The sequence below is a fragment of the Deinococcus murrayi DSM 11303 genome (assembly GCF_000482805.1).
Lineage (GTDB): Bacteria > Deinococcota > Deinococci > Deinococcales > Deinococcaceae > Deinococcus > Deinococcus murrayi.
The window spans coordinates 90,970-115,000 of sequence record NZ_AXWT01000017.1 but is presented as its reverse complement, the minus strand read 5'-3'; the positions used below and the strand labels follow the sequence as shown (position 1 = coordinate 115,000).

25 protein-coding genes and 2 tRNA genes (1 of these 27 cut by a window edge) are annotated in these 24,031 nt (G+C 69.3%); 16 read left to right on the top strand and 11 right to left on the bottom strand.

Translation table 11 applies throughout. The features are described 5' to 3' along the window. From H565_RS0103330 to H565_RS0103295, 8 genes are all read left to right on the top strand, one after another. Window positions 1-866: the final stretch of an ABC transporter ATP-binding protein gene (locus tag H565_RS0103330; RefSeq protein WP_027459796.1), read on the top strand. It extends 1,057 nt beyond the left edge of the window; 866 of the gene's 1,923 nt are visible here — the last part of the coding sequence; its start codon lies beyond the left edge, outside the window; its stop codon occupies window positions 864-866. Beyond that, entirely contained in the window at window positions 863-2,740 is a 1,878-nt protein-coding gene (locus H565_RS0103325; protein WP_027459795.1) for an ABC transporter ATP-binding protein, read from the top strand. The genes H565_RS0103330 and H565_RS0103325 overlap by 4 nt, the downstream gene beginning before the upstream one ends. An 81-nt stretch (window positions 2,741-2,821) precedes the next feature. Further along, complete coding sequence (gene pstS / locus H565_RS0103320; RefSeq protein ID WP_027459794.1) at window positions 2,822-3,856, top strand: phosphate ABC transporter substrate-binding protein PstS; 1,035 nt, start codon at window positions 2,822-2,824, stop codon at window positions 3,854-3,856. Window positions 3,857-3,992: 136 nt separating this feature from the next. Continuing rightward, window positions 3,993-5,000, top strand: a complete 1,008-nt coding sequence (gene pstC / locus H565_RS0103315; protein WP_027459793.1) for a phosphate ABC transporter permease subunit PstC — start codon at window positions 3,993-3,995, stop codon at window positions 4,998-5,000. Continuing rightward, window positions 4,997-5,863: a phosphate ABC transporter permease PstA gene (gene pstA / locus H565_RS14175; RefSeq protein ID WP_034404464.1), complete on the top strand. Its 867-nt coding sequence runs from the start codon at window positions 4,997-4,999 to the stop codon at window positions 5,861-5,863. The genes pstC and pstA overlap by 4 nt, the downstream gene beginning before the upstream one ends. A gap of 27 nt (window positions 5,864-5,890) precedes the next feature. Further along, window positions 5,891-6,652: a phosphate ABC transporter ATP-binding protein PstB gene (gene pstB / locus H565_RS0103305; RefSeq protein WP_027459792.1), complete on the top strand. Its 762-nt coding sequence runs from the start codon at window positions 5,891-5,893 to the stop codon at window positions 6,650-6,652. Between the two features lie 40 nt (window positions 6,653-6,692). After that, complete coding sequence (locus tag H565_RS0103300; protein WP_027459791.1) at window positions 6,693-7,358, top strand: phosphate signaling complex PhoU family protein; 666 nt, start codon at window positions 6,693-6,695, stop codon at window positions 7,356-7,358. 51 nt (window positions 7,359-7,409) lie between these two features. Beyond that, on the top strand, window positions 7,410-9,194 hold the full coding sequence (locus tag H565_RS0103295) for a M3 family oligoendopeptidase (protein ID WP_027459790.1): 1,785 nt from the start codon (window positions 7,410-7,412) through the stop codon (window positions 9,192-9,194). Between the two features lie 84 nt (window positions 9,195-9,278). Here H565_RS0103295 and H565_RS16260 read toward each other — a convergent pair whose 3' ends face one another. The 4 genes from H565_RS16260 to H565_RS0103275 form a co-directional block, all read right to left on the bottom strand. Continuing rightward, on the bottom strand, window positions 9,279-9,473 hold the full coding sequence (locus H565_RS16260) for a hypothetical protein (protein ID WP_157468860.1): 195 nt from the start codon (window positions 9,471-9,473) through the stop codon (window positions 9,279-9,281). Window positions 9,474-9,745: 272 nt separating this feature from the next. Further along, window positions 9,746-11,353, bottom strand: coding sequence for a S49 family peptidase (locus tag H565_RS0103285; RefSeq protein WP_027459788.1), 1,608 nt, complete (start codon window positions 11,351-11,353; stop codon window positions 9,746-9,748). Between the two features lie 5 nt (window positions 11,354-11,358). After that, entirely contained in the window at window positions 11,359-12,168 is an 810-nt protein-coding gene (locus H565_RS15635) for a group III truncated hemoglobin (RefSeq protein ID WP_027459787.1), read from the bottom strand. A gap of 89 nt (window positions 12,169-12,257) precedes the next feature. Then, window positions 12,258-12,893, bottom strand: coding sequence for a hypothetical protein (locus tag H565_RS0103275; RefSeq protein ID WP_027459786.1), 636 nt, complete (start codon window positions 12,891-12,893; stop codon window positions 12,258-12,260). Window positions 12,894-12,964: 71 nt separating this feature from the next. On the opposite strand from H565_RS0103275, the gene H565_RS14165 reads away from it, so the two are divergent. Beyond that, window positions 12,965-13,792, top strand: a complete 828-nt coding sequence (locus tag H565_RS14165) for a helical backbone metal receptor (RefSeq protein ID WP_084542875.1) — start codon at window positions 12,965-12,967, stop codon at window positions 13,790-13,792. Here the strand turns inward: H565_RS14165 and H565_RS0103265 are convergent. From H565_RS0103265 to H565_RS0103240, 6 genes are all read right to left on the bottom strand, one after another. Beyond that, the gene (locus H565_RS0103265; RefSeq protein ID WP_027459784.1) at window positions 13,689-14,282 is read right to left on the bottom strand and encodes a TetR/AcrR family transcriptional regulator; all 594 of its coding nucleotides are present in this window, start codon (window positions 14,280-14,282) and stop codon (window positions 13,689-13,691) included. The two genes, H565_RS14165 and H565_RS0103265, sit on opposite strands and share 104 nt — an antisense overlap. Window positions 14,283-14,322: 40 nt before the next feature. Continuing rightward, window positions 14,323-14,793, bottom strand: coding sequence for a hypothetical protein (locus H565_RS0103260; RefSeq protein ID WP_034408201.1), 471 nt, complete (start codon window positions 14,791-14,793; stop codon window positions 14,323-14,325). Window positions 14,794-14,838: 45 nt separating this feature from the next. Further along, the gene (gene recR, locus H565_RS0103255) at window positions 14,839-15,492 is read right to left on the bottom strand and encodes a recombination mediator RecR (RefSeq protein ID WP_027459782.1); all 654 of its coding nucleotides are present in this window, start codon (window positions 15,490-15,492) and stop codon (window positions 14,839-14,841) included. Window positions 15,493-15,517: 25 nt separating this feature from the next. Then, the gene (locus tag H565_RS0103250; protein WP_027459781.1) at window positions 15,518-15,808 is read right to left on the bottom strand and encodes a YbaB/EbfC family nucleoid-associated protein; all 291 of its coding nucleotides are present in this window, start codon (window positions 15,806-15,808) and stop codon (window positions 15,518-15,520) included. Window positions 15,809-15,884: 76 nt separating this feature from the next. Continuing rightward, window positions 15,885-16,562, bottom strand: a complete 678-nt coding sequence (locus H565_RS0103245) for an NUDIX hydrolase (RefSeq protein ID WP_027459780.1) — start codon at window positions 16,560-16,562, stop codon at window positions 15,885-15,887. A 98-nt stretch (window positions 16,563-16,660) separates the two neighbouring features. After that, window positions 16,661-18,679: an amylo-alpha-1,6-glucosidase gene (locus H565_RS0103240; RefSeq protein WP_051363391.1), complete on the bottom strand. Its 2,019-nt coding sequence runs from the start codon at window positions 18,677-18,679 to the stop codon at window positions 16,661-16,663. Window positions 18,680-18,784: 105 nt separating this feature from the next. On the opposite strand from H565_RS0103240, the gene infC reads away from it, so the two are divergent. The 5 genes from infC to thrS all read left to right on the top strand — a co-directional run bounded on the left by infC (window position 18,785) and on the right by thrS (window position 22,714). Beyond that, a complete protein-coding gene (gene infC / locus H565_RS0103235; RefSeq protein ID WP_027459778.1) occupies window positions 18,785-19,378 on the top strand; it encodes a translation initiation factor IF-3 in 594 nt (197 codons plus the stop codon). Between the two features lie 94 nt (window positions 19,379-19,472). Next, the gene (locus tag H565_RS0103230; RefSeq protein ID WP_027459777.1) at window positions 19,473-19,697 is read left to right on the top strand and encodes a DUF2905 family protein; all 225 of its coding nucleotides are present in this window, start codon (window positions 19,473-19,475) and stop codon (window positions 19,695-19,697) included. Between the two features lie 71 nt (window positions 19,698-19,768). Further along, window positions 19,769-20,014: a glutaredoxin domain-containing protein gene (locus H565_RS0103225; RefSeq protein WP_027459776.1), complete on the top strand. Its 246-nt coding sequence runs from the start codon at window positions 19,769-19,771 to the stop codon at window positions 20,012-20,014. 109 nt (window positions 20,015-20,123) lie between these two features. After that, window positions 20,124-20,519, top strand: coding sequence for a DUF805 domain-containing protein (locus H565_RS0103220; RefSeq protein WP_027459775.1), 396 nt, complete (start codon window positions 20,124-20,126; stop codon window positions 20,517-20,519). Window positions 20,520-20,764: 245 nt separating this feature from the next. Further along, complete coding sequence (thrS, locus tag H565_RS0103215; protein ID WP_027459774.1) at window positions 20,765-22,714, top strand: threonine--tRNA ligase; 1,950 nt, start codon at window positions 20,765-20,767, stop codon at window positions 22,712-22,714. A 107-nt stretch (window positions 22,715-22,821) separates the two neighbouring features. Here thrS and H565_RS0103210 read toward each other — a convergent pair whose 3' ends face one another. After that, window positions 22,822-23,685, bottom strand: a complete 864-nt coding sequence (locus tag H565_RS0103210; RefSeq protein ID WP_027459773.1) for a glycerophosphodiester phosphodiesterase family protein — start codon at window positions 23,683-23,685, stop codon at window positions 22,822-22,824. A 113-nt stretch (window positions 23,686-23,798) separates the two neighbouring features. Between H565_RS0103210 and H565_RS0103205 the strand changes: the two genes are divergently transcribed. Beyond that, window positions 23,799-23,872 (top strand) — tRNA-Cys (locus H565_RS0103205). Window positions 23,873-23,899: 27 nt separating this feature from the next. Further along, window positions 23,900-23,974 (top strand) — tRNA-Val (locus H565_RS0103200). Window positions 23,975-24,031 lie beyond the last annotated feature (57 nt).

Below are 24,031 nucleotides of genomic sequence, written 5' to 3'. Positions count from 1 at the left end.
TGACCCTGCGCTACGGCGAGCGCACCGTGCTGGAGGACGTGAGCCTGCGGGTGCCTGCCGGGACCTTCCTGGGGGTGACCGGGCCGACCGGGAGCGGCAAGACGGTCCTGGGGCAACTGCTGACCCGCTCGATGGACCCGACCTCCGGCGTGGTGCGGGTCGACGGGCACGACGTGCGGACGATTCCGCTGCGGACCCTGCGCGACCACATCAGCGTGGTGCCGCAAGAGCCTTTCCTCTTCAGCGACTCGATCGCCAACAACATCGGTTTCGGCATGGGCAACCGGGACCTGCCGGAGGTGCCCACCGGAGTGAGCGTGGTGGGAGCGCCGCCGCCCCCCGACATTCCCCCCAATCCCGACATGGAGCGGGTGCGCGAGGCCGCACGGCTCGCGGGCCTCGCCGGGGACGTGGAGGACTTTCCGCAGGGCTACGACACGGTGCTGGGCGAGCGTGGGGTCACCCTATCGGGCGGACAGCGGCAGCGCACCGCGATTGCGCGGGCCATCGTGCGCGACCCCGCCATTCTCGTGCTTGACGACAGCCTCTCGGCGGTGGATACCGAGACCGAGCGGCGCATCCTCGACGGGCTGCGCGAGGTGGCGCGGGGCCGTACCGTGATTCTGATAGGCCACCGCATCAGCACCCTGCGCCACGCCGACCAGATTGTCGTCCTCGACGGCGGGCGGCTGGTCGAGCAGGGCACCCACGACGACCTCGTGGCCGCCGGGGGCCACTACGCCGAGCTTGAGCGGCTCCAACGCCTCGCTTCGGACCTTGACGCCGACGACGAGCCGATTCGGGACGCAGAAGTCGCTGCCGACGCTCTGGAACATCAGCCCATCCCTCAGGAGGCCGTGAAGTGACCGCAGGTGCTCCCCTTCCCCCCGAACCGAGCAAGGCCGCGTTTGACGCCCAGCTCACCCGGCGCATCTTCCGCTACCTCAGGCCGTATCTGGCGCTGGTGGTGGGCGCGGTGCTGCTCTCGCTGGCCTTTTCGGGCATTCAGCCACTGTTCGGCCTCATTCAGCGCTATGCCATCGACCACGCGCTGACCCCCTTTGTGACCGGAGTGACCGCCGACCGCGAGCCGCTCTTGCGAACGCTGACGGTGGCCGCGCTGACCTACATGGGCCTGAAGGTACTGGAGTTCGCGGTGCAGTACGGCTCCATCCTGACCATCGGCTACTTGGGTCAGAACGTGCTGCGCGACATCCGGGCGGACGTGTTTACCAAGCTTCAGCGGCTGCACCTCGCCTATTTCGACCAGAACCCGGTGGGCCGCCTGATTACTCGCGTCACCAGCGATGTGGACGCCATCAACCAGTTTCTGACGGGCGGGCTGGTCAGCCTGATTCAGAGTGCGTTTCTCATCGTGGCCTACGCGGTCATCATGCTCAGCGTGGACTGGCGGCTGGGGCTGGTGAGCTTCAGCGTGCTGCCCATGATGTACCTGGCGTCCAACTACTTCCGGCGGCACCTGCGCGAGGCGTTTCGCAACAACCGCTTTCAGCAGGCGGTCGTGAACTCCAAGCTCAACGAAAACATCACCGGGATGACCACCGTGCAGCTCTTTGGGCGCGAGCGGCGCATGGCCCTTGACTTTGACCACGCCAACCGGGCGCTTCTGACCGCCAACGAGAACTCGGTGAAATGGTTCTCGCTCTTTATGCCCGTGATGGCGGTGCTGGGGCAGGTGGGCATCGCGCTGGTGCTGTACTTCGCGGCCACCCGGCTGCTGAACCAGGACGCCGCCGGGGTCGCCGCCACGACGGGCGTGACGGTGGGGACGCTGGTCGCCTTTATCGGCTGGACGACCAACCTCTTCCAGCCCATCCAGGACCTCGCGGACGTGTTCAACAACCTGCAAGCGGCGATGGCGAGCAGCGAGCGCATCTTTGAAGTGCTCGACACCGAGGAAAAGATTCAGGACAAGCCCGGCGCGGCGACCCTGGAGCCGTTCGAGGGCCGGGTGACCTTTGATGGCGTGTGGTTCGCTTACGACCAGGCCGTCACCGCGAGCACGCCCGACACGGATGACCGCTGGATTCTGCGCGGCATCGACCTCGACATTCAGCCCGGCGAGAGCGTGGCCCTCGTCGGCGCAACCGGGGCGGGCAAGACGAGCGTGACGGCGCTCGTGAGCCGCTTTTACGACGTGCAGCGGGGCGCGGTGCGGGTGGACGGCCACGACGTCCGCGACCTCGCGCAGCACGACCTGCGGCGGCATGTGGGGGTGGTGCTCCAGGACGTGTTCCTCTTTGCCGGGACCATCGAGAGCAACCTGACCCTGAATAACCCGGCCATCTCGCACGAGCGGGTCGTCGAGGCCTGCCAGTACGTGGGCGTCCACGACTACATCGTCTCGCTGCCGGAGGGCTACCAGACCGAGGTGCGCGAGCGCGGCGCGACCCTCTCGACCGGGCAAAAGCAGCTTCTCGCCTTTGCCCGCGCCCTCATCCAAAACCCCGACATCCTGCTCGTGCTCGACGAGGCGACCGCCAACGTGGACACCGAGACCGAGCTGCGGATTCAGCAGGCCCTCTTGCGGGTGATGAAAGGCCGGACCTCCATCATCATCGCCCACCGCCTCTCCACCATCGAGCACTGTGACCGCATCGTGGTCATGCGCAAGGGCCGCATCGTCGAGCAGGGCAGTCACCGGGCGCTGCTGGAAAAGGGCGGCTACTACGCCCGGCTGCACCGCCTCCAATACGCGCAGGGGAACGCTGCGGACTGAAGCGTGGGGGCATCCACTCGCCTGACTTTCCGCTGACACACCGGTGACGTTGCGCTGACGTGGGGGCGGCACCCTGGGGCCATGAAGAAGACCTTCCTCCTGGGCCTCGCCCTGGTCACGACTGCCACCGCTTCGCAGGCCGCCGCACAGACGATTACGGGGGCCGGGGCGTCTTTCCCCTTCCCGCTGTACTCCAAGATGTTTGCGGAGTACCGCTCGGAAACGGGCGTCAGCGTGAACTACCAGTCGGTGGGCAGTGGTGCGGGCCAGAAACAGATTACCGAGCGCACCGTGGACTTCGCCGGGTCGGATAACCCCATGAGCGACGAGGCGATGAAAGCGGCTCCTGGCAAGCTGCTGCACGTGCCCACCGCCATCGGGGCGGTCGTGCCCGCCTACAACGTGCCCGGTGTGACGCAGCCCCTGAAGTTTACGGGCAAGGTGCTCGCCGACATCTACCTGGGCAAGATTCGCACCTGGAACGACAAGGCGATTGCGTCGCTTAACCCCGGCGTCACCCTGCCTGGCCTCCCCATCACGGTGGTGCGCCGCAGCGACGGTTCGGGCACGACCTACGTTTTCGCGGACTACCTCAGCAAGGTGAGCGCCGAGTGGCGCGACAAGGTGGGCGTGGGCAACAGCCTCCAGTGGCCCACCGGCACCGGGGCCAGGGGCAACGACGGGGTGGCGGGCGTCGTCAAGAGCACCCCTGGCGCGATTGGGTACGTCGAGCTGGTGTACGCCAAGCAGAACAAGCTGCCCTTCGGGAGCGTGCGCAACCGTGCGGGCAAGGACGTGCTCGCCGATAACGGTCCCGCGAGCCTCGCCGCACAGGGCGTCGTGATTCCCGCCGACACCCGTGTCAGCCTGACGAACAGCGCCAACCGGGACGCTTACCCCATCGCCAGCTTCACCTACGTGATTTTCTACGCCGAGCAGAAGTACGGCAACCGCACCGAGGCGCAGGCCAAGGCCCTGAAGAACCTGCTGACCTGGATGGTCACCAAGGGGCAGGCTTACAACGAGGGTCTGGACTACGCCAAGCTGCCCCCGGCGGTGGCGAACAAGGCGCGCAACATCATCGCCTCGATGACCTACGGCGGGAAAAAGCTCTAAACGCCTGACTTCCTCACGCGGGCGGCTCTCCGAAATGGGGGAGCCGCCCGGTTCGCTGCCCGCGTCCCTCCGTCCCTGACCCCTGACGTGGCCCTGACGCCGCCGCGCTGAACTGTTTGCCAGAGGTCATGAATCCATGAATGAACCTGTACGCCCCCGCCCGCTGACCCGCGCCCCTTTGTCGGCGCGGAGTGACCGGACTTTTCAGGGCCTGATTCTCGCGCTCGCCTCAGTGATTGTGTTGGTGTTTGTGCTGAGCGTCTACCAGTTGGGGCGCGAGTCCTGGCCCGCCCTGCGCGAGTTCGGCCTAAGCTTTTACACCGAGCGCACTTGGAACCCGGTGAGTGGGCAGTTCGGCGCGGCCCAGATGCTGATTGGCACCCTGGTCACCAGCCTCGCCGCGCTGGTCCTGAGTGTGCCGCTCGCGGTGGCCAGCGCTCTGTTCGTCGCCGAATACGCCCCGAAGTGGCTGGCCAACCCGGTAGGCTACCTCATCGAGCTGCTGGCCGCCGTGCCCAGCGTGGTGTACGGGCTGTGGGCCTTGTTCGTGATTGCGCCCATCCTGGGCCGCTGGCAGCAGGGCTTTTTTGCGGACCCGGCCAACGTGGCCCTCTATACCCGCTGCCAGGACCTCTGGAACAGCGGGCAGACCACCTTGCAATGCTTTTTCGTGCCCAGCGCCTTTGACGGGCGTGGGCTGGCCCTGGCCATCATCATCTTGACGGTGATGATTCTGCCCTACACGGCGTCGGTAGCGCGGGACGTTATCCGGCTGGTGCCCGCTGACCAGCGCGAGGCGATGTACGCCCTGGGCGCGACGAAGTGGGAGGTCATCTCGCGGGCCATCTTGCCCTACGCCCGCGCGGGCATCCTGGGGGGCGTGATTCTGGCGCTGGGCCGGGCGCTCGGCGAGACGCTGGCGGTGGCGATGGTGATTGGAGACAGCCAAGAAATCATCAAGAGCCTGTGGGGCGGGGCCAGCACGATGGCTTCCGTGATTGCCAATCAGTTTGGGGACGCGCAAGAAAGGCTGCACCGCTCCAGCGTGGTCGCGCTGGGCCTGGGCCTCTTTTTCCTCAGCGTGGCCGTGAACTTTCTCGCCCGCGTGGTCATCGCGCGGCTGACCCCGAAGGGGATTCAATGACGGCTCAGTCGACGCCTCTCTCCGGGCGGCCCCGGCCCCGCCTGAGCGCGGCCCGCCGCCTGCGCAACCTGCTCATGGGGGTGTTGATTGCCCTCTCGACCGTGGTCGTGGTCGCGCCCCTGCTCCTGATTTTCTTCTACCTGCTGCGCGAGGGCCTGGGGGCGATGAACCTGGAGTTTTTCACCCGGACGCCCGCACCGGAAGGCGAGACGGGCGGCGGCCTGCTGAATGCGATTCTGGGCAGCCTCCAGATGCTGGCGATGGCGAGCGTGCTGGGCGTCGGGGTGGGCGTGGCGGGGGGCATTTTCCTCGCCGAGTACCCCCGACATCCCCTGATGCCCACCGTGCGGATGCTCAGCGACGTGCTGGCGGGCATTCCGGCCATTGTGATGGGCCTGGTGGCCTACGGCCTGATTGTCTTGCAGTTCGGCTTCTCCGGACTGGCGGGGGCGGTCGCCCTGGGGTTCCTGATGATTCCCATCGTGGTCCGCACGACCGAAGAAGTCCTCAAGCTCGTGCCCGTCACCGTGCGGGAAGCGGGCCTCAGCCTGGGGTTGCCGCAGTGGCTGGTCATCCTGCGCATCGTGCTGCCCGCCGCCGCCGGGGGCATCATCACCGGCGTGATGCTGGCGCTGGCGCGGGTCGCGGGCGAAGCCGCCCCGCTGCTCTTTACGGCTTTCGGCAATCCCCTGGTCAACCTCGACCCCACCAAGCCCATGAGTGCGCTCCCGCTGGAAATCTACCGGGGGGCGACGAGCGCCTACGACGAAAACCAGCGCCTTGCCAAGGCCGGAGCGCTGCTGCTGATTCTGATTATCTTCGCCACCAGCTTGCTGGCGCGGCGGGCGAGTCGGCGGCGCTAGTTTTTTCCCTCCAAGGAGTTTGTTCACATGTCGACCCCCCTCCTTTCTGCTCAAAATGTCAGCATCTACTACGGCGACAAGCAGGCCGTGCGTGACGTCAACCTCACGGTGCAGCGCGGAACCGTCAACGCCCTCATCGGCCCTTCGGGGTGCGGCAAGACCACCTTCCTGCGGGCCATCAACCGCATGCACGACCTGACGCCCGGTGCCCGCGTCACGGGCCGCATCGTGCTCGACGGCGAGGACGTGTACGGCCCCGGCGTGGACCCGGTGACCATGCGCCGCCGGGTCGGGATGGTCTTCCAGAAGCCCAACCCCTTTCCCACCATGAGCGTCTTTGACAACGTGGTAAGCGGCCTGAAGCTCGCCGGGGTCCGCGACCGCGCCCGGTTGATGGATGTCGCCGAGCGCTCGCTGCGCGGTGCCGCCCTGTGGGATGAGGTCAAAGACCGCCTCAAGACCCCGGCGACGGGCCTCTCCGGGGGGCAGCAGCAGCGCCTGTGCATCGCCCGCGCCCTGGCCGTCGAGCCAGAGCTGCTCTTGATGGATGAGCCAACCTCGGCCCTCGACCCCGCGAGCACCGCCCGCATCGAGGACCTGATGACGGGCCTCAAACAGGTCACCACCATCCTCATCGTGACCCACAACATGCACCAAGCGGCCCGCGTGTCGGACACGACTTCCTTTTTCCTCAACGGCGACCTCGTCGAGCACGGCGCGACCGACCAGGTCTTTACCAGCCCCCGCGACGAGCGGACCGAAGCCTACGTGACGGGCCGCTTCGGGTAAGGCTGACGTGCCCATCATGGTCCGCGCCCATACTGAACCCATGACGTGGGGTGCGGCGAGAGAAGCCACGGTGACGGCCCGCTTTTTGCGGATGCTCAGCCTCGCCCTCGAAGAGTTGGAGGCCGTGCGCGACGCCGCCCGCCGCGCCGAATACGCCGGACTCACCGCCCGTGCGGGCGAGCTGGAGCGCGAGACAAACGCGCTGGAGCGCGAGCTGGAAGACGCCTGCCTCGCGGCCTTTGCGCGCCCGCTGGAGCCGGAGAAGCTCGCTTTTCACCTGCTGGTCTTTCGCAGCCTGACCAACCTCGAACGGGTGGGCGACTACGCCCTGGGAGTGGCCCGCGACCTGGAGCGCCTCGCCCCGCGCACCCGCTCGGCCACCCTGCAAGACGTGCTGCCGCTCGTGGGCCTGCTGACGACCATGCTGGAGCGCCTCGCCTACGCCTTTGCCGAGCGCGACGCAGCGGCGGCCCGCGAGGTCATCCGGCTCGACGAGGAGGAAGTGGACGCCCTCTACGAGCAGATGCTGCGGGCCAGCCTGACCCGGCTGCACGAGCGCCCCGACGACGTAGAAGTCGCCCTCGCCGCGCACCGCATGGCCCGCAGCCTGGAGCGCCTGGGTGACCACCTCGTCAACGTGGCCGAGCGAGTGCTGGCGCTGGTGGAAAAGTCTGAAGGGGCGGGGAGGGCGGCGCTTCCCGCCTAAGCCATCTGGCCAAGGCTCCGCCGCTCCCCCTCCCTCTGCTAGCCTCCCGCCATGACCACAACCCAACCCCGCGAGTTGCCCCGCTGGCGCACCGACGACCTCTATGCGGGCCTGCAAGACCCCCGCCTGAACGCGGACCTCGCCGCCCTGGGGGAGGAGGTGGCCGCGCTGGAGGCGACCTTTGACCGCTTTGGCGTTCGCAAGGACGGCGACCCCGCCACCCCGGAGGTCCTGGAAGCCGTGCTGGGCGGCCTGAACGCGCTCCTGACCCGCCTGACGACCCTGCGGGGCTTCATCTCGGCCTTCGTGACGACCGACAGCCGCGACGCCCTCGCCCAGCAGAAGATGGGCGAGCTGACCACCCTGACCCTACCGCTGGGGCCGCTGCGCTCGCGCCTGACCGCCTGGCTGGGGGGGCAGGACGTGGAAGCGCTGCTGCGGGGGTCCGAGGTGGCGCGGCAGCATGAACACTTCATCCGCCGGAGCGCCGAGCGGGCACGGTACCAGATGACCCCCCAGGAAGAAGACCTCGCCGCCCGGTTGCGGCCCAGCGGGGCGGGGGGCTGGGCCAAGTTGCACGGCAACGTCTCCAGCCAGTTGCGCGGCGAGTTCCGGGGGCAGTCCTTGCCCGTGACCGCCCTGCGTGCCCTGGCGACCGACCCCGATGAGAGCGTGCGGCGCGACGCTTACGAGGCCGAACTGAAGGTGTGGCAGGGGGCCGAGGTCGTCCTTGCCGCGGCCCTCAACGGCGTCAAGGGCGAGGAAGGCACCCTCGCCGCCCGCCGGAGCTTCCCCGACGCGGTGGCCCCCAGCCTGCTCACGCACGGCATCGACCGCGAGACGCTGGAGGCCATGCAGGGGGCGGTCGTGCGCTCCTTTCCCGACTTCCGGCGCTACTTTGCGGCGAAGGCGCGGGCGCTGGGTAAAGGGCAGCTCGACTGGTGGGACCTCTTCGCGCCCGTGGGCCGCTCGCAGACCGAGTGGACCTACGAGGCGGGCACCCGCTTCGTGGAAGAACAGTTCCGCTCGTACTCGGACCGGCTGGGGGACTACGCTGCCCGCGCTTTCGCGGGGGACTGGATTGACGCCGGGCCGCGCGATGGCAAGCGGGGCGGGGCCTTTTGCATGGGCTGGCAGGGCGACGAGAGCCGCATCCTGATGAACCACGACCCCAGCCTCGACAGCGTGTCCACCCTCGCGCACGAGCTGGGGCACGGCTATCACAACCTCCTCAAGGCCCCACGCACGCCGCTGCAACGCGAGACGCCGATGACCCTGGCCGAGACCGCCTCCATCTTCTGCGAGACCATCATTCAGAACGCGGCCCTGGAGCGCTCGGAGGGCGAGGAACGCCTCTACGTCCTGGAGACGCAACTGCTGGGGCACGCGCAGGTTGTCGTGGACATCCACTCCCGCTTCCTCTTCGAGCGGGCCGTCTTCGAGAAACGCGCCGAACGCGACCTCACCCCGCCGGAAATCAATGACCTGATGACCTGGGCGCAGCGCGAGACGTACGGGGACGCGCTGGCGAGCACCCACCCCTATATGTGGGCGGTCAAGCCGCACTACTACAGCCTGAGCTTTTACAACTACCCGTACACCTTCGGGCTGCTCTTTGGCCTGGGGCTGTACGCTCAGTACCGGGCGGCCAAGGAGCGGGGTGAGGCTGCCGACTTCCAGCGCCGCTACGACGAGCTGCTGTCGGGCACCGGATTGGCCGACGCCCGCACCCTGGCCGCTGGATTCGGCATCGACCTGCACGCGCCCGACTTCTGGGAAGGGAGCCTGGACGTGATTCGGGGACAGATTGCGGCATACGAGGCGGCGTTGGGCTGAAGCCGTGACGTAAGGCGAGGCCCCGGAAGTGTCGGCGCTTCCGGGGCCTCGTTGTTTTATGGGGTGCGGCTTTCGGGCCAGCCGTCAGGCCCGTGCGAGCTGGACCGGGGTACGGGGCACGCGCCACCCCGCCCCCACCCGCGCGAGGAGTGCCCGCAGGTTGGGCAGCTTCAAGGGACGGTCACGCGAGATGAGCGGGTCGTAGAGGCACATGCTGAACAGGCCATGCTCGTCGTGGTACTGCTGGCGAAAGGCCATGTCGCGAAGGCGATAGTCCATCTGCATACCTAACCTCCTGTCACTTCAGCGGAAGCAGAGTTCGAAAAGATCGGCGGAGACGTACTCACTTCCGTACCCACACCACTCCGGCGAAGAACCAGCATCACGAGCCTGTGCCACACCCAAAGCGGACGACAAAATGAGAGCGGCCAATACTGCGTTGAGCTCCTTCAGAGAACCTCCCTTTCAACCTGTGGTGATGAGGGAAGTCTAAGCGCGGGGGGGGGGATACATGAGCCACACCTTTAGGTTGTGTTTACTCTACGAGGATTTCAGCGCACCCGCACCTCTTGGTCGAACCACGTCAGGACCCGCTCGCGGCCAAAGGGCCACACGGACACGCGGGCGGCATCGGCGGCTTCGCGGGCGAACTCCGGGAAGGGGCCGGTCTTGGCGGGGCCAGCGTTCCAGGCGGGGGCGTCGTGGGGAAGGCCCGCCAGCTCACGCGCCCGCGCCAATCCGGTCTGAAGGTCGCCGAGTTCGTCGACGAGGCCGAGTTCCAGCGCGTCCAGCCCGCTCCAGATGCGGCCCCGCCCGATGTCGTTGACGCGCTCGGCGCTCATTTTGCGGCCCTCGGCCACTCGGCTCACAAAGCGGTCGTAGACCTCGGAGATGCCGCGCTTGACCTGCTCGCGCTCATCCTCCGAAAAGGGACGCGAGGCCGAGTACATCAGCGCCCGCTCGCGGCCCACCGCTTCGGGTTTCAATCCGTGGCGGGCGTTGAACTCGCGCAAGACGGGCTTGCCGCTCACCACGCCGATGCTGCCCGTGAGGGTGTAGGGGCTGGCGACCACATGCTTCGCGTGCGTGAGGACGTAGTACCCCCCGCTCGCCGCGTACTCGCCCATCACGGCGACGACGGGCTTCTCACTCGTGGCCACCTCGCGCCAAATCAGGTCGGAGGCCAGGGCCGAGCCGCCGCCGCTGTCCACATACAGGACGATGGCCTTCGTCGTCTTGTCCTTTTTGGCGTGCCGCAGCGCCGCGACCACGGTATCGGACCCCGCCTGCGGGCCGCCCAGCAGCGGCAGCGGGAGGGGGTTGGTCTTGCTCTTGCCCGTGACGATGGTGCCCACGACGGACACCACGGCGACCCGTCCGGCCTTGGGCTGGCTCGGCTTGGCGGGCCTCAGGAGGTCGAGCACCGCCGCGAGGGGCCGGGTGCCGGGGCCAATCAGGTCGTCCTCGTAGGCCACCCGGTCGATGAGGCCCGCCTCCTTCGCGCCCTGGGCGCTCGTCAGGTCGCCCGTCAGCCAGGAGCGGGCCACGTCCTCGCTCACGCCGCGGGCCGCCGCGAGGTCCCGCGCCCAGGCCGTCTCCAGGCCGTGCAGGTAAGCGGTGAGCTGCTCGCGGTTGGCGTCGTCCATCTGGTCTTGCGAGAAGCGGGTCAGGGCCGCCTTGTACTCGCGGATACGCAGGTTCTCGAACTCGATGCCACTCTTGCGCAGGAACTCGCCCAGGAAGGTCTGCTCCAGCCCGAAGCCCGGCACCAGCACGTCCGCCGATTCGGGCGCGACGAGTTCGCGGGCACCGCTCGCCGCAATCAGGCCCGTCATGGTGAGCTGCGGGAGGAAAGCCACCACCCGCTTTTCCGCCGAGAGCCGCGAGAGGATGCCCCGAACCGCGTGCGCCGTCGCGGGGGAGGCCGTGAACTCGGAAAAGCGCACCAGGACGCCGTGCAGCCACCCGGCCCGCCGCAGCTTCTCGGCGCGGGCTTCCAGCGCCTCCAGGGTCTCGGTGCGGTGGAGCAGGGCCTGGATGGGGTTGCTCGGCTGCCGCGCCGGATACGCCCCGTGCAGGTCGAGGACGACCCAGGTGGGCCGGGTCACGCCGTCCGGCAGGGGGTCGCCGGACCGGGGCAGGAAGGGAATGTTGACCATACCCCCTAGCCTACGCGCCCTGGCCGGGCACGGTTCCCCAGCCGCGCCCCCATCGCCCCGGCGCGGGCGAGCAGCAGGTCAGCGGCCCCCGGCGGCAGGTGTGCCCGCGCCGCCTCCCCGAACAGGGCCAGCCAACGCTCCAGATGTTCCCCACGGAGGCCCAGCCCCGCGTGAATGGGGTTGAGGTTCCCGCGCCACGCCGGACTGCCCCCCAGCATCGTCACCCAGAAGGCGGTGACGCGCTCCAGGTGGGCCTCCCAGTCCTGCACGTGCGCCGCGAAGACGGGTCCCAGCAGCGCGTCGGCCCGCGCCCGCGCGTAGAAGTCGGCGAGCAGGGGCCGCAGCGCCGCCTCGCCGCCGACGGCTTCCAGGGGGGTGGCGGGAAGGCGGGGCGGGGCCGCCTCCAGCCCGGCCAGGAAGCTGGCCCGCAGCTCCGGCGGGAGGGTCGGCCCAGCCCAGGCGGTCAGGGAACCGTGGGTCCAGTGGAGGGGCCGTTCTCCCTCCCAGGTGTGGACGATCGCCCCACGCGGCGCTTCGGCCCACTCCCCGGCGGGGCCACCGGGATGCACCCGTGCCCCCAGCGCCCGCCCCGCGAGCGCCGCGCCCGTCCCCCAGGCGAGGGTGGGCACGTCCCCCCGCAACGCTGCCGCCGCCAGCTTCAGCAGCGCCCAGCGGTCGGGGCGCTCCCGCACGTCCGCGACCGGCCCGCCGTCATGGGGGAGCAGCAGGCCCGCTGCCCCCGGCAGCGCCTGCGGGGTGGCCTCCTGCGCGGGCCAGTCTGGCAGCGGGAGGGGAGAGAGCAAGGGACCCGGCATGGGGCCAGGATAGGGCGACTGCCCAGGGCGAAACAGGCAGGAGAAAACCCCCGCGCACGGGGGCGGGGGGGCACTCAGGGGGGAGGTGTTCAGTTGTTGGTCTGGGTGGGCGGGGTGGGGGCGGCGTTGTCCGTGCCGTCGCCCGGCCCCTGCTGGCCGTTCTCCTGCTGGCGGGGCGGAGCCTGGTTGTCGTTGCGGTTTTCGCCGCCCAGGGCGTCGGAGATTTCGGCGGCTTTGCTGTCCTCGATGTTGGGGTTGGCCGCGCCCGCCTTCTCGACGTTGGAGGCCCCGGTCTGGCCCACCTCGGTCCCCTCATCGCCGCCTTCCGTCGCGGTGGGCGAGGACACGCCGCTCGTCTCCTCCTGGCCGCCCACCCCGTCGCCGCTCGCCGGGCTTTCCTCGGTGCCGCCGCCCTCTTGCCCGGCGGGAGCGGCGACCGCGCCGTTTTCGCCGGACTGCTCGCCGCCGAGCGTCTCCGGGCGGGCGTCACCCTGCGGCTGGGTGAGCTGGTCAGACCCCTGGGTCGCCGCGCTCGTGGGGGACGGGGCTTCCTCGCTCTTGACGCCCTGGGTGGTGGGGTCGCCAATCGATGCTGCGCCGCCCTTGGCCTCGTCCTTGTGTGCTGCAGCGTGGTGGGAGGCCGTCGCGAGGCGGTACCCGGCATACGAGCCGCCCAGCGTGAACGCCAGCAGCAGCGTCATGGTGACGGCAAAGGTGTTCTTCATACTGCTCGCAGCCTACCACGCGGTCAGGGGGCCTTTGACCTGTGGGCGGGGGCGCGGGCTACCCTGAGGGCATGCGTCTCGCTTCGCTGACGGCCTCCAACTCGGACATCCTCGCGGCCCTGGGCGCGGCGGGGCAGGTCGTCGCCGCAGACAACCACAGCGACGCGCCCGGCCTGGAAGGGGCCGTGCGGGTCGGCCCCGACCTCGGCATCGACATCGCGGCAGTCGCGGCGGCGCGGCCCGACCTCGTGCTCGCCAGCCTCAGCGTGCCGGGGATGGAACGGGTGGTAGAGGGCCTGGAGCGGGCCGGGCTGCCCACCCTGGTTCTCGACCCCGTGAGCGTGGAGGATACTCTGGCCGACATCCGGACCATCGCGGCGGCCATCGGCTGCCCAGGGCGGGGCGCGGCGGTCGCGGACACGCTAAAGGCCGACCTGGAGGCGCTGGCCTCCCCCTTCGCCCGGCCTCCCCGCGTGCTCGTGGAGTGGTGGCCGCGGCCCATCATCGCGGCGACCCGCGAGTCGTGGGTCACGGACCTTCTCGCCGGGCTGGGGGCGGTGAACGCCCTGGGCGACCGGGCAGGCCGCAGCTCGCCCCTCACCCTGGAGGAAGTGCGGGCAGCGCGGCCCGACCTCATCGTCTGCTCGTGGTGCGGGGCGAAAAAGCTGCGTCCGGAGGTCATCGAGGCGCGGGGACTGGGGGTGCCCGTCGCCGCAGTGCCCGAAAGCGGCCTGGGCCGTCCCGGTCCCCGGCTGGTGGAAGGCGCAAGGCTCTTGGCGGCAGCGCTCGCGGCCCTTAGGGAACCGGAGGCCACCCCAGCAGCGCCCGCAGCCCCCGCAGACACTCCGCCCGGTACGCCTCCAGGTCCGGCTCCGGGTCGGCCAGAAAGCGCACGCTGAGGCCCTCGACGAGCGCCCGCAGCAGCCGCGCCCGTTCCTCTGCCCCCTCCTCGCCGCCCAGCCGCGCAAGTTCGAGGTCGAGGGCGAGCGTCTCGCGCAGGAAATCCCGCTGCACCGCCATCAGCTCTGGGTCGCGGGTGGCGGCGGCCAGAAAGTCGAGCGACACCGTGTAAAAGCGCCGGGTGTTTTCCACCCCGTAGAACTGGTTGTCCACGTACGCCCGCAGCTTGGCTTCGGGGGAGGCGGCCAGCCGCAGCGCCCGGCGGGTGGCGACCGTGACCGTGCGGGTAAAGCGGCGCATCACGGCGGCGAGCAGCCCCGCCCGGCTCCCGAAGTGGTAGGCCAGCGTGCCCTTGCTGACCCCCGCGTGCCGGGCGATGTCGGCCAGGGTGACCCCTGCGTACCCGCGTTCGTAAAGGGCAAAATAAGCGGCCCGCTCCAGGGCAGCGCGGCGGGCACGATCCTGAATGGGGTTGACGCGGCGGGCCATAGGGGGCAGGGGAGCGGGTCCGGTGGGGCGTCTGTGCCCGCTACTTTGCCCCGTGCCGCAGAAACTCGCGCATCTCGTTCACGCAGGGGCTGGCCTCATGCTGGGCGCTGCTGCCTGTTACGGTCCGCAGCAGGCCCGCGTCGCTGAGGTAGAGCTGGCTGATGCGGTAGGTCACCCCGTTCGCCTCCAGGGCGTAGGCGGCGAGCACCGCCCACGTCTCGCCCCGCTGGGCAGGCTGGGTCACGACCTCGGAGACGGCTTTTTGGCCGCTCAGGGTGCGCTGAAGCCGCACGGCAAAGGTGCGGGCCGCCGCTTGGGTGGCAAAGGCGGGCAGGGCCTGCCCGTGCCGCTCCTCGCGGATGAGGCAAGCGCCCGACGCGTCCGCCCAGACGTCCGCGTTGCCGCCGACCGGGGTCCAGCCCCTCAGGGGCACCACCAGGGCCAGGGCGGGGGGGGCGCTCAGGGCGAGCAGGGCCGCGCCGAGCACGCGCAGGGGGGCAGGCACAGGCATGCGAGCAGTGTACTCGGCTCCCGGCCCGTCAGCGGGGGGACCGTCTTACTGGGGACTGGGGGTGGGGCCGCTGCCCTCGTTCTCCTGCGGGCGGGGGGCGGGGGTCTCGCTGACCCGGCGGCGGCCACTGAGCGCCCGGCCCAGGGTCACTTCGTCGGCGTACTCCAGCGCCCCGCCCACCGGGAGGCCATAGGCGATGCGGCTTACGACCGCGCCGAGCGGCTCCAGCAGCCGCTGCAGGTAAAGCGCGGTGGCGTCGCCCTCCACGGTGGTCCCGGTCGCCAGGATGACCTCCATGCCCTCCCGGACCCGCGGCAGCAGCGGGCGGATGTGCAGCCGCTCTGGGCCGACCCCGTTCATCGGACTGAGAACCCCGTGCAGGACGTGATAGAGGCCCCGGTACTCGCCGCTGCGCTCGATGGCGATGACATCGCCCGGTTCCTCGACCACGCAGATAACCCCCTGGTCCCGCGAGGGGTCGCTGCACACGTCGCAGCGCTCGGCGTCGGTGATGTTGAAGCAGACCGGGCAGGTGTGCAGCTCGCTCTTGGCCGCGAGCAGCGCCCCGGCCAGCCGCTCGATGTCCTCGCGCGGTTGCTCGAAGAGGTGAAAGGCGAGGCGCTGGGCACTCTTCGGGCCGATGCCCGGCAGGCGCGACAGCTCGCGGATGAGGGCGACCAAGCTGGGCGGGTATTTCATGCCTGCCCCCGCTGACGGCCCCCCATCAGAAGCCGGGCAGCCCCAGCCCGCGCGTCGCCTCCTGCTGGAGGGCGTCCGCCTTGGCCGAGGCGTCTTGCAGGGCCACGAGCAGCAGGTCTTCGAGGGCTTCCACGTCGTTCGGGTCCACCGCTTCGGGCTTGATGTTGAGGGCCGTGACTTTGCCGTGCCCATTCATGGTGACGGTCACCAGGCCGCTCGCCGTGCCCTCCACCGACTGCGCGGCGAGGTTCTCCTGAATCTTGGCGGCGGCGACCTGCGCCTGCTGCATCTGCTTCATAAGCTTTTTCATGTCCATAGCTGCGGCCATTCTACGGGGGGGCCGGGGGGCCGAAGGTGGGGGGCAGAACGCAGCGCGCCTGAAGGGAGCAGCGCTACAGCGCCGCCGTCCGCGTCCCCTTCGCCCGGCGGTAGAGCTGCGCGGGGCGGCCCGGCCCGCTGCGCCGCTCGCCGCTGGGCACAAGCACCCCCTGCGCGAGCAGGCGCTTGCGAAAGTTGCGCTTGTCGAGGGGGCGGTCGAGGATGGCCTCGTGGACCCGCTGGAGTTCGGGGAGGGTAAAGGTGTCGGGCAAGAACTCCAGCGCGAGGTGGGCGTACTCCAGCCGCACCCGCAGCCGCCCCAGCGCCCGCGTCAGGATGGTGGCGTGGTCAAAGGCGAGGGGGGGCGGGCGGTGCGCCGGAAACCACCCCGCTCCCAAAGTGTGCCCGCCCCCCGTGACCTGCACCGTGCCGTGCGCGAGCACCGCGAGGTGCGCGACCGACACGACGCGCCCGCGGGGGTCCCGGCCCGGTGCCCCAAAGGTATAGAACTGCTCGAGGTGCCGCGGCTCCAGCGTGACCGCCGTCTCGGTCCGCAGCTCGCGCAGGGCTGCCTCGTGCAGGTCTTCGCCGGGCTGCACGAACCCGCCGGGCAGCGCCCAGGCGCGGGCATGGGGCAGCTCGCCGCGCTGCACGAGCAGCACCTGCAACTCGCCCCCGTGCATGGCAAAGGCCGCCACGTCTACCGCCAGCCCGACCGGGGTCGCCTGGGGGGGCAGCGAAAGTGTCTCCATGACACGAACTGTAGGCCCCCGCTGGGGGGGCGTCAAGGGGGCATAAGTGTGCTGGGGCCAGCCCGTCCGGGGGCCGCCACACGGCCTTTCCGCCGTCCTTAGGGGCTTAGGGGCAGCCCCCGCGCCCCCCGCTCCGCCCGCGCGACGGCCACGTGTGCCCGCAGCAACTCGGCCACGCTCCAGGCCTGAAAGGGGCAGCCGCCGGGCCGCAGGCTGCCCCCCGCGAAGACCTCGCTGACGTGGCCCACCCCCGCTTCCCCCAGGTGCCCGGTCAGCCCCCGCAGGGCGGCGCGGGCGCGGGCCACCTCCCCCCGCGAGAGCAGCAGGTCGATGTAAGCCCCCAGTGGCCACGGCCAGACGGTGCCCTGGTGGTAGGCCGCGTCGCGCACGAGCTGGTCACCGCCGTAGTTGCCCCGGAAGCGCGGGTCGAGGGGGCTGAGGGTGTGCAGCCCCAGCGGGGTCAGCAGCTCGGCCTCGGCCCGCCGCAGCGCCGCTTCCACCTGCGCCGGAGTAGCGGGCGTGTCGGGCAGCGCCAGCGCGAGGAGGGCATTGGGGCGGAGGCTGCGGTCGGCTTCCTGTCCCGGCACGAGGGTGTCGGCGGGAAAGTCGCCGGTCAGGAACCCCGCGAAGCTGGCCTGCGCTTGAGCGCGGAGGGGACCGTACTGGGGCGCTTCTCCCAACAGGCGTGAGAGCCGCCCTTCGGCCCCCAGCGCCGCGAGCCACAGCCCCTGAATCTCGATCGGGTGGCCGTGGCGGGGGGTGACCACCCAGTCGGCAATCTTGACGTCCATCCAGGTGAGCTGCACCCCCGGCTCTCCGGCGAGCAGCAGGCCGCTCGCGGGGTCGACCCGGATGCCGTGGTCGGTGCCGCGCACGTGCCACTCCAGCAGTTCGCGCAAGCGGGGCAGCGCCGCCCGTGCAAAGGCGAGGTCATGGGTCGTCCCCACATACCGCTCCAGGGCGACCGCCAGCCACAGCGCCCCGTCCACCGTGTTGTAGCCGGCCCCGCTGCCGTCCTCCAGGAAGTTGTTGGGCGTGAGGCCCCGGCGCAGGGTGCCCAGGAACGTCTCCAGCAGGGCGCGGGCTTCCCCAAAGCGCCCGGTTGTCAGGGTCAGCCCGCTCAGGGCAATCATGGTGTCGCGCCCCCAGTCCGCGAACCAGGGGTAGCCCGCGATGACGCTGAGGCCCGCTTCTCCCCGCCGCACGAGGTAGGCGTCGGCGGCCACGGCGAGGGTCGCGATGAGGTCGTCGCCGGGCAGCCCGGTCGCCTCCCACGCCCGCTCTACAAGTGCCCGTCGCCGGGTGGCTTCGGCGTCGTAGGCGACCCAGGGGTCTGGCAGCTCGCCTGCCAGCCCCCCCACGACCAGCGCAACCCGGCCCCCGCCCGGCGGCAGCGTCACCCGCCACAGCGCTGCCCCCAAGGCCCGCTCAGTCTCCGGCTCGCCCCGCGCCGCGTCATGCCGGAAGTAGACGCGCTGGGTGAAGGGCCGGGGCGTCAGCGTCTCCACCGCCGCAGCGGGGGCGTGCAGCCTCACCCATGTTTCCCGCGTGCCGCGCACGAGAGCACGCGTGCCCTCTAGCGCGAAGGTCAGCTCCGGTGCCTGCGCGTGCATGTGGTGCATGTCCCGGTCGGCAAAAAAGCCGCCCAGGGTGAGCGTGACGGCCTCCCGCGCTTCGACCTCGTACAAAAAGGCGACCCCCCCCGAATGCCGGGGCATGAAGCTGCGCCGCCGCACCCGCACGCCTCCCACGAACTGCTCGCGTTCGGGCAGCAGGTCGCGCAACGTGACCCCGGCAAGCCAGGTCAGGCCGTCTCCCTCGAAGACGTTCGGGGCCAGCTCCAGCGCGTGCAGGGTCACCTCGCCCCGGCCCGTCTCCAGCCGTTCCAGCGGTGAGACGAGATGCTGCCAGCGGCCCACTGGGGGCTGATGGCTCACCGCCAGGCCCGAATAACAGCGGGTGGGCACTCCAGCAAGGCTGCTCAGGGCAAAGCCGCCCAGCCCGTCGGTGAGCAGTCCTTCAAGGTCAGGGTCGCGGGCTTGCAGCGGACCGTAGGTGCGGAGCGAAGCGGGAGCAGGAGCAGGAGCAGGAGTGGGGGTAGGAGTGGGAGCGGTCATGGCGCTCAGCATGCCGGGCACGGGGGGGCGCGTGGTAGACTATTTCGTCACGCCGACGAGGTGGACACAGCCGTTTGCCCGCCAGCGTGCGGGAAACGTGCGGAGGTGATTGCAATAGCGAAAGAACACAAGGTCAACGAGCAGATTCGCGTCCGTCAGATTCGTCTGATTGGAGCCGAGGGCGAGCAAGTGGGCATCATCGACACGCGTGACGCGCTGGCGATGGCGCGTGACAAGGGCCTCGACCTCGTCATGGTCAGCCCGCAGGCCGTCCCACCCGTTTGCCGCCTGCTCGACTATGGCCGCTTCCGCTACGAGCAGCAGCAAAACGAAAAAGAAAACCGCAAGCGTGCCCGCGCCCAGGAAGTCAAGGCCATCAAGTTCCGGGTCAAAATCGACGACCACGACTTCAAGACCAAAACCGGACACGTTCGCCGCTTCCTCGAAGACGGCCACAAGGTCAAGGTCACCATCATGTTCCGTGGCCGCGAGCGCACCCACCCCGAACTCGGCGAGCGCATCCTGCACCGCGTCGCCGATACCCTGGCCGATGTGGGCACGCCGGAAGGCACCCCGTCCATGATGGGCATGGACATGAACATGATTATGGCCCCCAAGGCTGCCCCCCGCGCCAAGGCCAGCGCCGCTCGCACCGAGGACGCGCCCCCCGCAAGCGAAGCCTCCGCCCCGACCGCCTAAGGCTTCCTCTTCCGCTTTCTGGAGCGGCCCCCGCCTTCACGTCACCGCGTGGGGCGCGCGGGCCGCTTCCGGACCTCACCCGGTTCTTCAGCCCATGCCGACACTTGCCAAAGTTCTGATTCTGGCCGGGGTGGTGGCCATCTTGCTGGGGCTGCTGCTCGCCTACAGTCCGGGCACGCTGCGAACCCTCTTCGGGTGGTTTGGGCGGCTGCCCGGCGATATCCGTTCCCAGAGCGGGGGCACGTTCATCTTTGTGCCCTGGGTCAGCATGCTCGTGGTCAGCGTCCTGCTGAGCCTCCTGCTGCGCCTGTTCCGCTGAAGCGCTGGCGCTGGAGCTGGGGCGTGCATTCTTCCACCTTCTGGCCCGCCCCGGCAGGGTAAGTTACGAGAATGGTCAAGATGTACACGACGAGCTGGTGCCCCGACTGCGTGGTCGCTAAGCGTGCCCTCATCCAACGGGGCATCGCCTTTGAGGAAATCAACATCGAGGGCGACGAGGCAGCGGCGCAGTTCGTCATGAGCGTGAACGGTGGCAAGCGGAGCGTGCCCACCCTCGTCAGCGGCGACGTGGCCCACAGCCTGAGCGGTTTCCGGCCCCAAAAGCTCGACGCCTTCCTCGCCGCGGCGGGGCTGTAACCCGCAGGCGGAGCGGCTCCGCTCTGTAGGTGCGCCTCCCCATTCCCCCGCGGGGGCGTATGCTCCTCGCTGGATATCCCAGAGGCTGCTTTTGGGGCGAGGAGGGGCAATGAACGAGTTCTGGAAGGTCATCCGTGACCACTACGCTGACTTCCGGGGCCGAGCGCGACGGCGCGAGTACTGGATGTTCACCTTGGTCAGCACCCTCATCAGCATCGTTTTGACGGGGCTAGAGATGGCCTTTGGTCTGGAGGTGGGTGAGGGAGCGGCGCGGGTCGGGGTGCTCAGCGGCCTCTACGGGCTGGCGGTTCTGGTTCCGGGCTTGGCGGTTTCCGTTCGCCGCCTCCACGACACGGGCCGCAGCGGATGGTGGCTCCTGGCCCTGTTGGTTCCTTTGGCGGGAGCCGTCGTGCTCCTGTACTTCCAGCTTCTGGACTCGCAACCCGGCGCGAACCGCTGGGGGCCAAACCCCAAGGGGCAGGAGGCAAACGCCGCCCTGGCCTGAGCGTGCGCGCTTCCGGCTTGCCGCGCCCCCGCCCGCCCGCTATCCTGCCCTCCATGAGTCTCCTCGCCCATCACTCCGGTCTGGTGATAGGAGCAGGAGCGTCCCGGCAACCGCCGATTCCCGGCCAGGTCACGCGAACTCCCTGCGCCTGAAAGCCCCCCTGCGGCTCTCAGGCGTTTTGCTGGATTGCGCGGCCAGACCGGGTCTTCTCTTGCCTGTTGACAGGTTTCCCTCAAGGAGTTCCTATGCACGTCACCCTGCCCGACGGAAAACAGCTCGACCTGCCCCAGGGCGCGACGGCCCTCGACGCCGCCCGCGCCATCGGCCCCCGCCTCGCCCAGGACGCCCTGGCCGCGACCGCCAATGGCGACCTCGTAGACCTGCTCTCCCCGCTGCCCGATGGGGCGAGCATCACCCTGATTACCAAGAAGAACCCCGCCGACGCCGCCCCCGTGTTCCGGCACTCGCTGGGGCACGTCATGAGCCAGGCGGTGGGCGAGTTCTACCGGGCGAAGGGCTACGGCCCCCAGGACATCAAGCGCGGGGTTGGCCCCGCCATCGAGAACGGCTGGTACCAGGATTTCGACCTGCCGGAACCGCTGCGCGAGGAGGACCTGCCCGAAATCGAGCGCCTCATGCGCGATATCCTCGCGCGCAATCTGGAGTTCTCCCGCCGCGAGGTCAGCAGGGAAGAGGCCCTCGCGCAGTTTGCCCACGACCCCTACAAGCAGGAACTCATCCGCGAGTTGCCCGATGGTGAGGCCATCACCCTCTACCAGCAGGGCGACTACGTGGACCTGTGCCGGGGACCGCACTTTCCGAGCACGGGGAAGCTTCCCGCCGCCTTCAAGCTGATGAGCACGTCGGGGGCCTACTGGCGCGGCAACGAGAAAAACCCCATCCTCCAGCGCATTTATGGGGTGGCCTTTGCCACGCAAAAAGAGTTGGACGAGTACCTCGCCCGGCTGGAGGAAGCCAAGCGGCGCGACCACCGCAAGCTGGGGCGCGAACTCGAACTCTTCACCATTGACCCCATGGTCGGCAGGGGCCTCCCGCTGTGGCTGCCCAACGGCACCGTGCTACGCGACGAACTCAGCCGCTTTCTGCGCGAGCAGCAGTTTCAGCGGGGCTATCAGGGGGTGGTGACGCCCAACATTGGCAATCTCGACCTCTTCCGCACGTCCGGGCACTATCCCTACTACGCCGACAGCCAGTTCGAGCCGATTGCCGTCGACGACGAGCAGTACATGCTCAAGCCCATGAACTGCCCCTTCCACGTGCGGATTTACGCGAGCAAGCCGCGCTCCTACCGCGACCTCCCGGTGCGGCTGGCCGAGTTCGGCACGGTGTACCGCTACGAGATGAGCGGCGAACTCAACGGCCTGACCCGCGTGCGCGGCTTTACCCAGGACGACGCGCACATCTTCGCCCGGCCCGACCAGCTCAAGAAAGAGTTTCTCGATGTCCTTGACCTGACGGTGCTCGTCCTGAAGACCTTCGGCATGGAGGACGTGCGCTTCCGGGTGGGGGTGCGCGACCCCGAGTCCGACAAGTACGTCGGCGACCCCGCCCAGTGGGAGCGGGCCGAGGCGCAGATTGTGGAAGCGGTCGAGGAAGTCGGCTTGCCGTACACGGTCGAACCCGGCGACGCCGCCTTCTACGGTCCCAAACTCGACTTCGTGGTCAAGGACGTGCTGGGCCGCGAGTGGCAGCTCGGCACCATCCAGGTCGATTACAACCTCCCGGAGCGCTTCGATATCTCCTACGTCGGTGAGGACGGCCAGGACCACCGCCCGGTGATGATTCACCGTGCCCCCTTCGGCAGCCTAGAGCGCTTTGTGGGCATCCTCATCGAGCACTACGGCGGTGACTTCCCCCTGTGGCTCGCGCCCCGGCAGGTTATGCTCATTCCCATCGCCGACCGCCACATCCCCTACGCCGAAACGCTCGCGGCGGAGCTGAAGGCCGCTGGCCTGCGGGCCGAGGTCGACGACTCCGCCAACCGCATGAACGCCAAAGTCCGCACGGCGGAACTCTCCAAGATTCCGGTCATGCTCATCGTCGGTGACCAGGAAGAAGCCCAGCGCGAGGTCAGCGTCCGCGAACGCACCCCGGAAGGCCACCGGGAGCGTAAGGGCGTGCCCTTTGCCGGGCTGCTGGACGAGCTGCGCGAACGGGTGCGGACGAGGGCATAGGCAGCTTCCAGCTTCCAGCCGCCAGCTGCCAGCCTTAAGAGCAAGAGCTTTTGCCACCGGGGCTGGCGGCTGGCCGCTGGTCGCTGGAAGCTGGTCTCTGGCGGCTCCTACCGCCCCTCCGCCGCCAGGATTTCCGCCAGCAAGTCGGGGCGGTCGGTGATGATGCCGTCTACCCCCATGCGAATGAGGCGGCGCATTTCATTGGGGTCATTGACCGTCCAGACCTGCACGGCCACCCCCCGGCGGTGCATGGCGCGGACGAAGGCGGGGGTGACCACGGTGATGTTCCCCGCCCGCACGGGCACCTGCGCGACCCGGCCCGGCGGCGGGGCGAGGCCAGAGAGGCCCACCTTGCTCAGGAGGACCAGGGGCCGCAGCTCGCGCTCGGTCATGCTCGTCATGACTTCGGGGCAGGCGGCGCGGAACTCGTTCAGGGCGCGGTCGCTGAAGCTCGCGGCGATGACCCGCTCGGTGGCTCCTGCCTCGCGCAGCGCCCGGCAAAAGGGCACGGCGATGCTGGGCGACTCCTGCTTCAGCTCGATGACCAGCGGCAGTTTCGGAAACTCGTTCAGCACCTCCGAGAGGAGCGCGACCTGCACCCCCTGTCCCCGGTAGGGAAAGGTCTGGCCCCCGTCAGGCGAAAAGGCGTACCCCGCGTCGGCGGCCCGCACCTCCGCCAGCGTGAGGTCGGCGATGCGGCCCTGCGTGTCCGTCAGGCGGTCGAGCGTTGCGTCGTGCGAGAGCACGAGCGCACCGTCCTGGGTGGCGTGCAAATCCATTTCCAGCATATCCACGCCCACCGCGGCGGCGTGGCGATAGGCAAGCATGGTGTTGCTGGGCCGCAGGAGTTCGCCGCCCTGGTGGGCGATGTTGAGGGTTCGTCCCTGCACATACGGATTGGTGGGCGGAGGCTCCGGCGCACAGCCGACGAGCAGTGCCGCGAGCAGGCTGGCAAGCCACAGTTTGGGCATGGTGCCCCCACTGTACCCCGCGCGCCCGCTCCTCGCCCCGCGCTTTACAGCCCTGGGGGGCCGTGCTAACATTCCTTGCGCTGGGAGAGGAATGCCCTCCAGCCCCGCCTCAAGGCGCTGTAGCCAAGTGGTAAGGCAGAGGTCTGCAAAACCTCCACCACCGGTTCGAGTCCGGTCAGCGCCTCCAAGTTACCCTGCAGTCTTGGCTGCATCTAGAACCGTAGCTCAGGGGTAGAGCACTACCTTGACACGGTAGGGGTCAGGGGTTCAAATCCCCTCGGTTCTACCAAAAGAATCCCCGCTCAGGCGGGGGTTTTTATTTGTCCCAAGGCTGGAGGAGGATGCT

Coding starts and splice junctions, on each gene's coding strand:
- recR (WP_027459782.1), bottom strand. CDS start 15,492: ATGAAATACCCGCCCAGCTTGGTCGCCCTCATCCGCGAGCTGTCGCGC.
- H565_RS0103260 (WP_034408201.1), bottom strand. CDS start 14,793: ATGCCTGTGCCTGCCCCCCTGCGCGTGCTCGGCGCGGCCCTGCTCGCC.
- H565_RS0103285 (WP_027459788.1), bottom strand. CDS start 11,353: ATGGTCAACATTCCCTTCCTGCCCCGGTCCGGCGACCCCCTGCCGGAC.
- H565_RS14165 (WP_084542875.1), top strand. CDS start 12,965: ATGCGTCTCGCTTCGCTGACGGCCTCCAACTCGGACATCCTCGCGGCC.
- H565_RS0103210 (WP_027459773.1), bottom strand. CDS start 23,685: ATGCCCAAACTGTGGCTTGCCAGCCTGCTCGCGGCACTGCTCGTCGGC.
- pstC (WP_027459793.1), top strand. CDS start 3,993: ATGAATGAACCTGTACGCCCCCGCCCGCTGACCCGCGCCCCTTTGTCG.
- H565_RS0103295 (WP_027459790.1), top strand. CDS start 7,410: ATGACCACAACCCAACCCCGCGAGTTGCCCCGCTGGCGCACCGACGAC.
- pstB (WP_027459792.1), top strand. CDS start 5,891: ATGTCGACCCCCCTCCTTTCTGCTCAAAATGTCAGCATCTACTACGGC.
- thrS (WP_027459774.1), top strand. CDS start 20,765: ATGCACGTCACCCTGCCCGACGGAAAACAGCTCGACCTGCCCCAGGGC.
- H565_RS0103275 (WP_027459786.1), bottom strand. CDS start 12,893: ATGAAGAACACCTTTGCCGTCACCATGACGCTGCTGCTGGCGTTCACG.
- H565_RS0103300 (WP_027459791.1), top strand. CDS start 6,693: ATGACGTGGGGTGCGGCGAGAGAAGCCACGGTGACGGCCCGCTTTTTG.
- H565_RS0103250 (WP_027459781.1), bottom strand. CDS start 15,808: ATGGACATGAAAAAGCTTATGAAGCAGATGCAGCAGGCGCAGGTCGCC.
- H565_RS0103265 (WP_027459784.1), bottom strand. CDS start 14,282: ATGGCCCGCCGCGTCAACCCCATTCAGGATCGTGCCCGCCGCGCTGCC.
- H565_RS0103230 (WP_027459777.1), top strand. CDS start 19,473: ATGCCGACACTTGCCAAAGTTCTGATTCTGGCCGGGGTGGTGGCCATC.
- H565_RS0103225 (WP_027459776.1), top strand. CDS start 19,769: ATGGTCAAGATGTACACGACGAGCTGGTGCCCCGACTGCGTGGTCGCT.
- H565_RS0103240 (WP_051363391.1), bottom strand. CDS start 18,679: ATGACCGCTCCCACTCCTACCCCCACTCCTGCTCCTGCTCCTGCTCCC.
- H565_RS16260 (WP_157468860.1), bottom strand. CDS start 9,473: ATGGACTATCGCCTTCGCGACATGGCCTTTCGCCAGCAGTACCACGAC.
- H565_RS0103245 (WP_027459780.1), bottom strand. CDS start 16,562: ATGGAGACACTTTCGCTGCCCCCCCAGGCGACCCCGGTCGGGCTGGCG.
- pstA (WP_034404464.1), top strand. CDS start 4,997: ATGACGGCTCAGTCGACGCCTCTCTCCGGGCGGCCCCGGCCCCGCCTG.
- H565_RS0103220 (WP_027459775.1), top strand. CDS start 20,124: ATGAACGAGTTCTGGAAGGTCATCCGTGACCACTACGCTGACTTCCGG.
- H565_RS15635 (WP_027459787.1), bottom strand. CDS start 12,168: ATGCCGGGTCCCTTGCTCTCTCCCCTCCCGCTGCCAGACTGGCCCGCG.
- pstS (WP_027459794.1), top strand. CDS start 2,822: ATGAAGAAGACCTTCCTCCTGGGCCTCGCCCTGGTCACGACTGCCACC.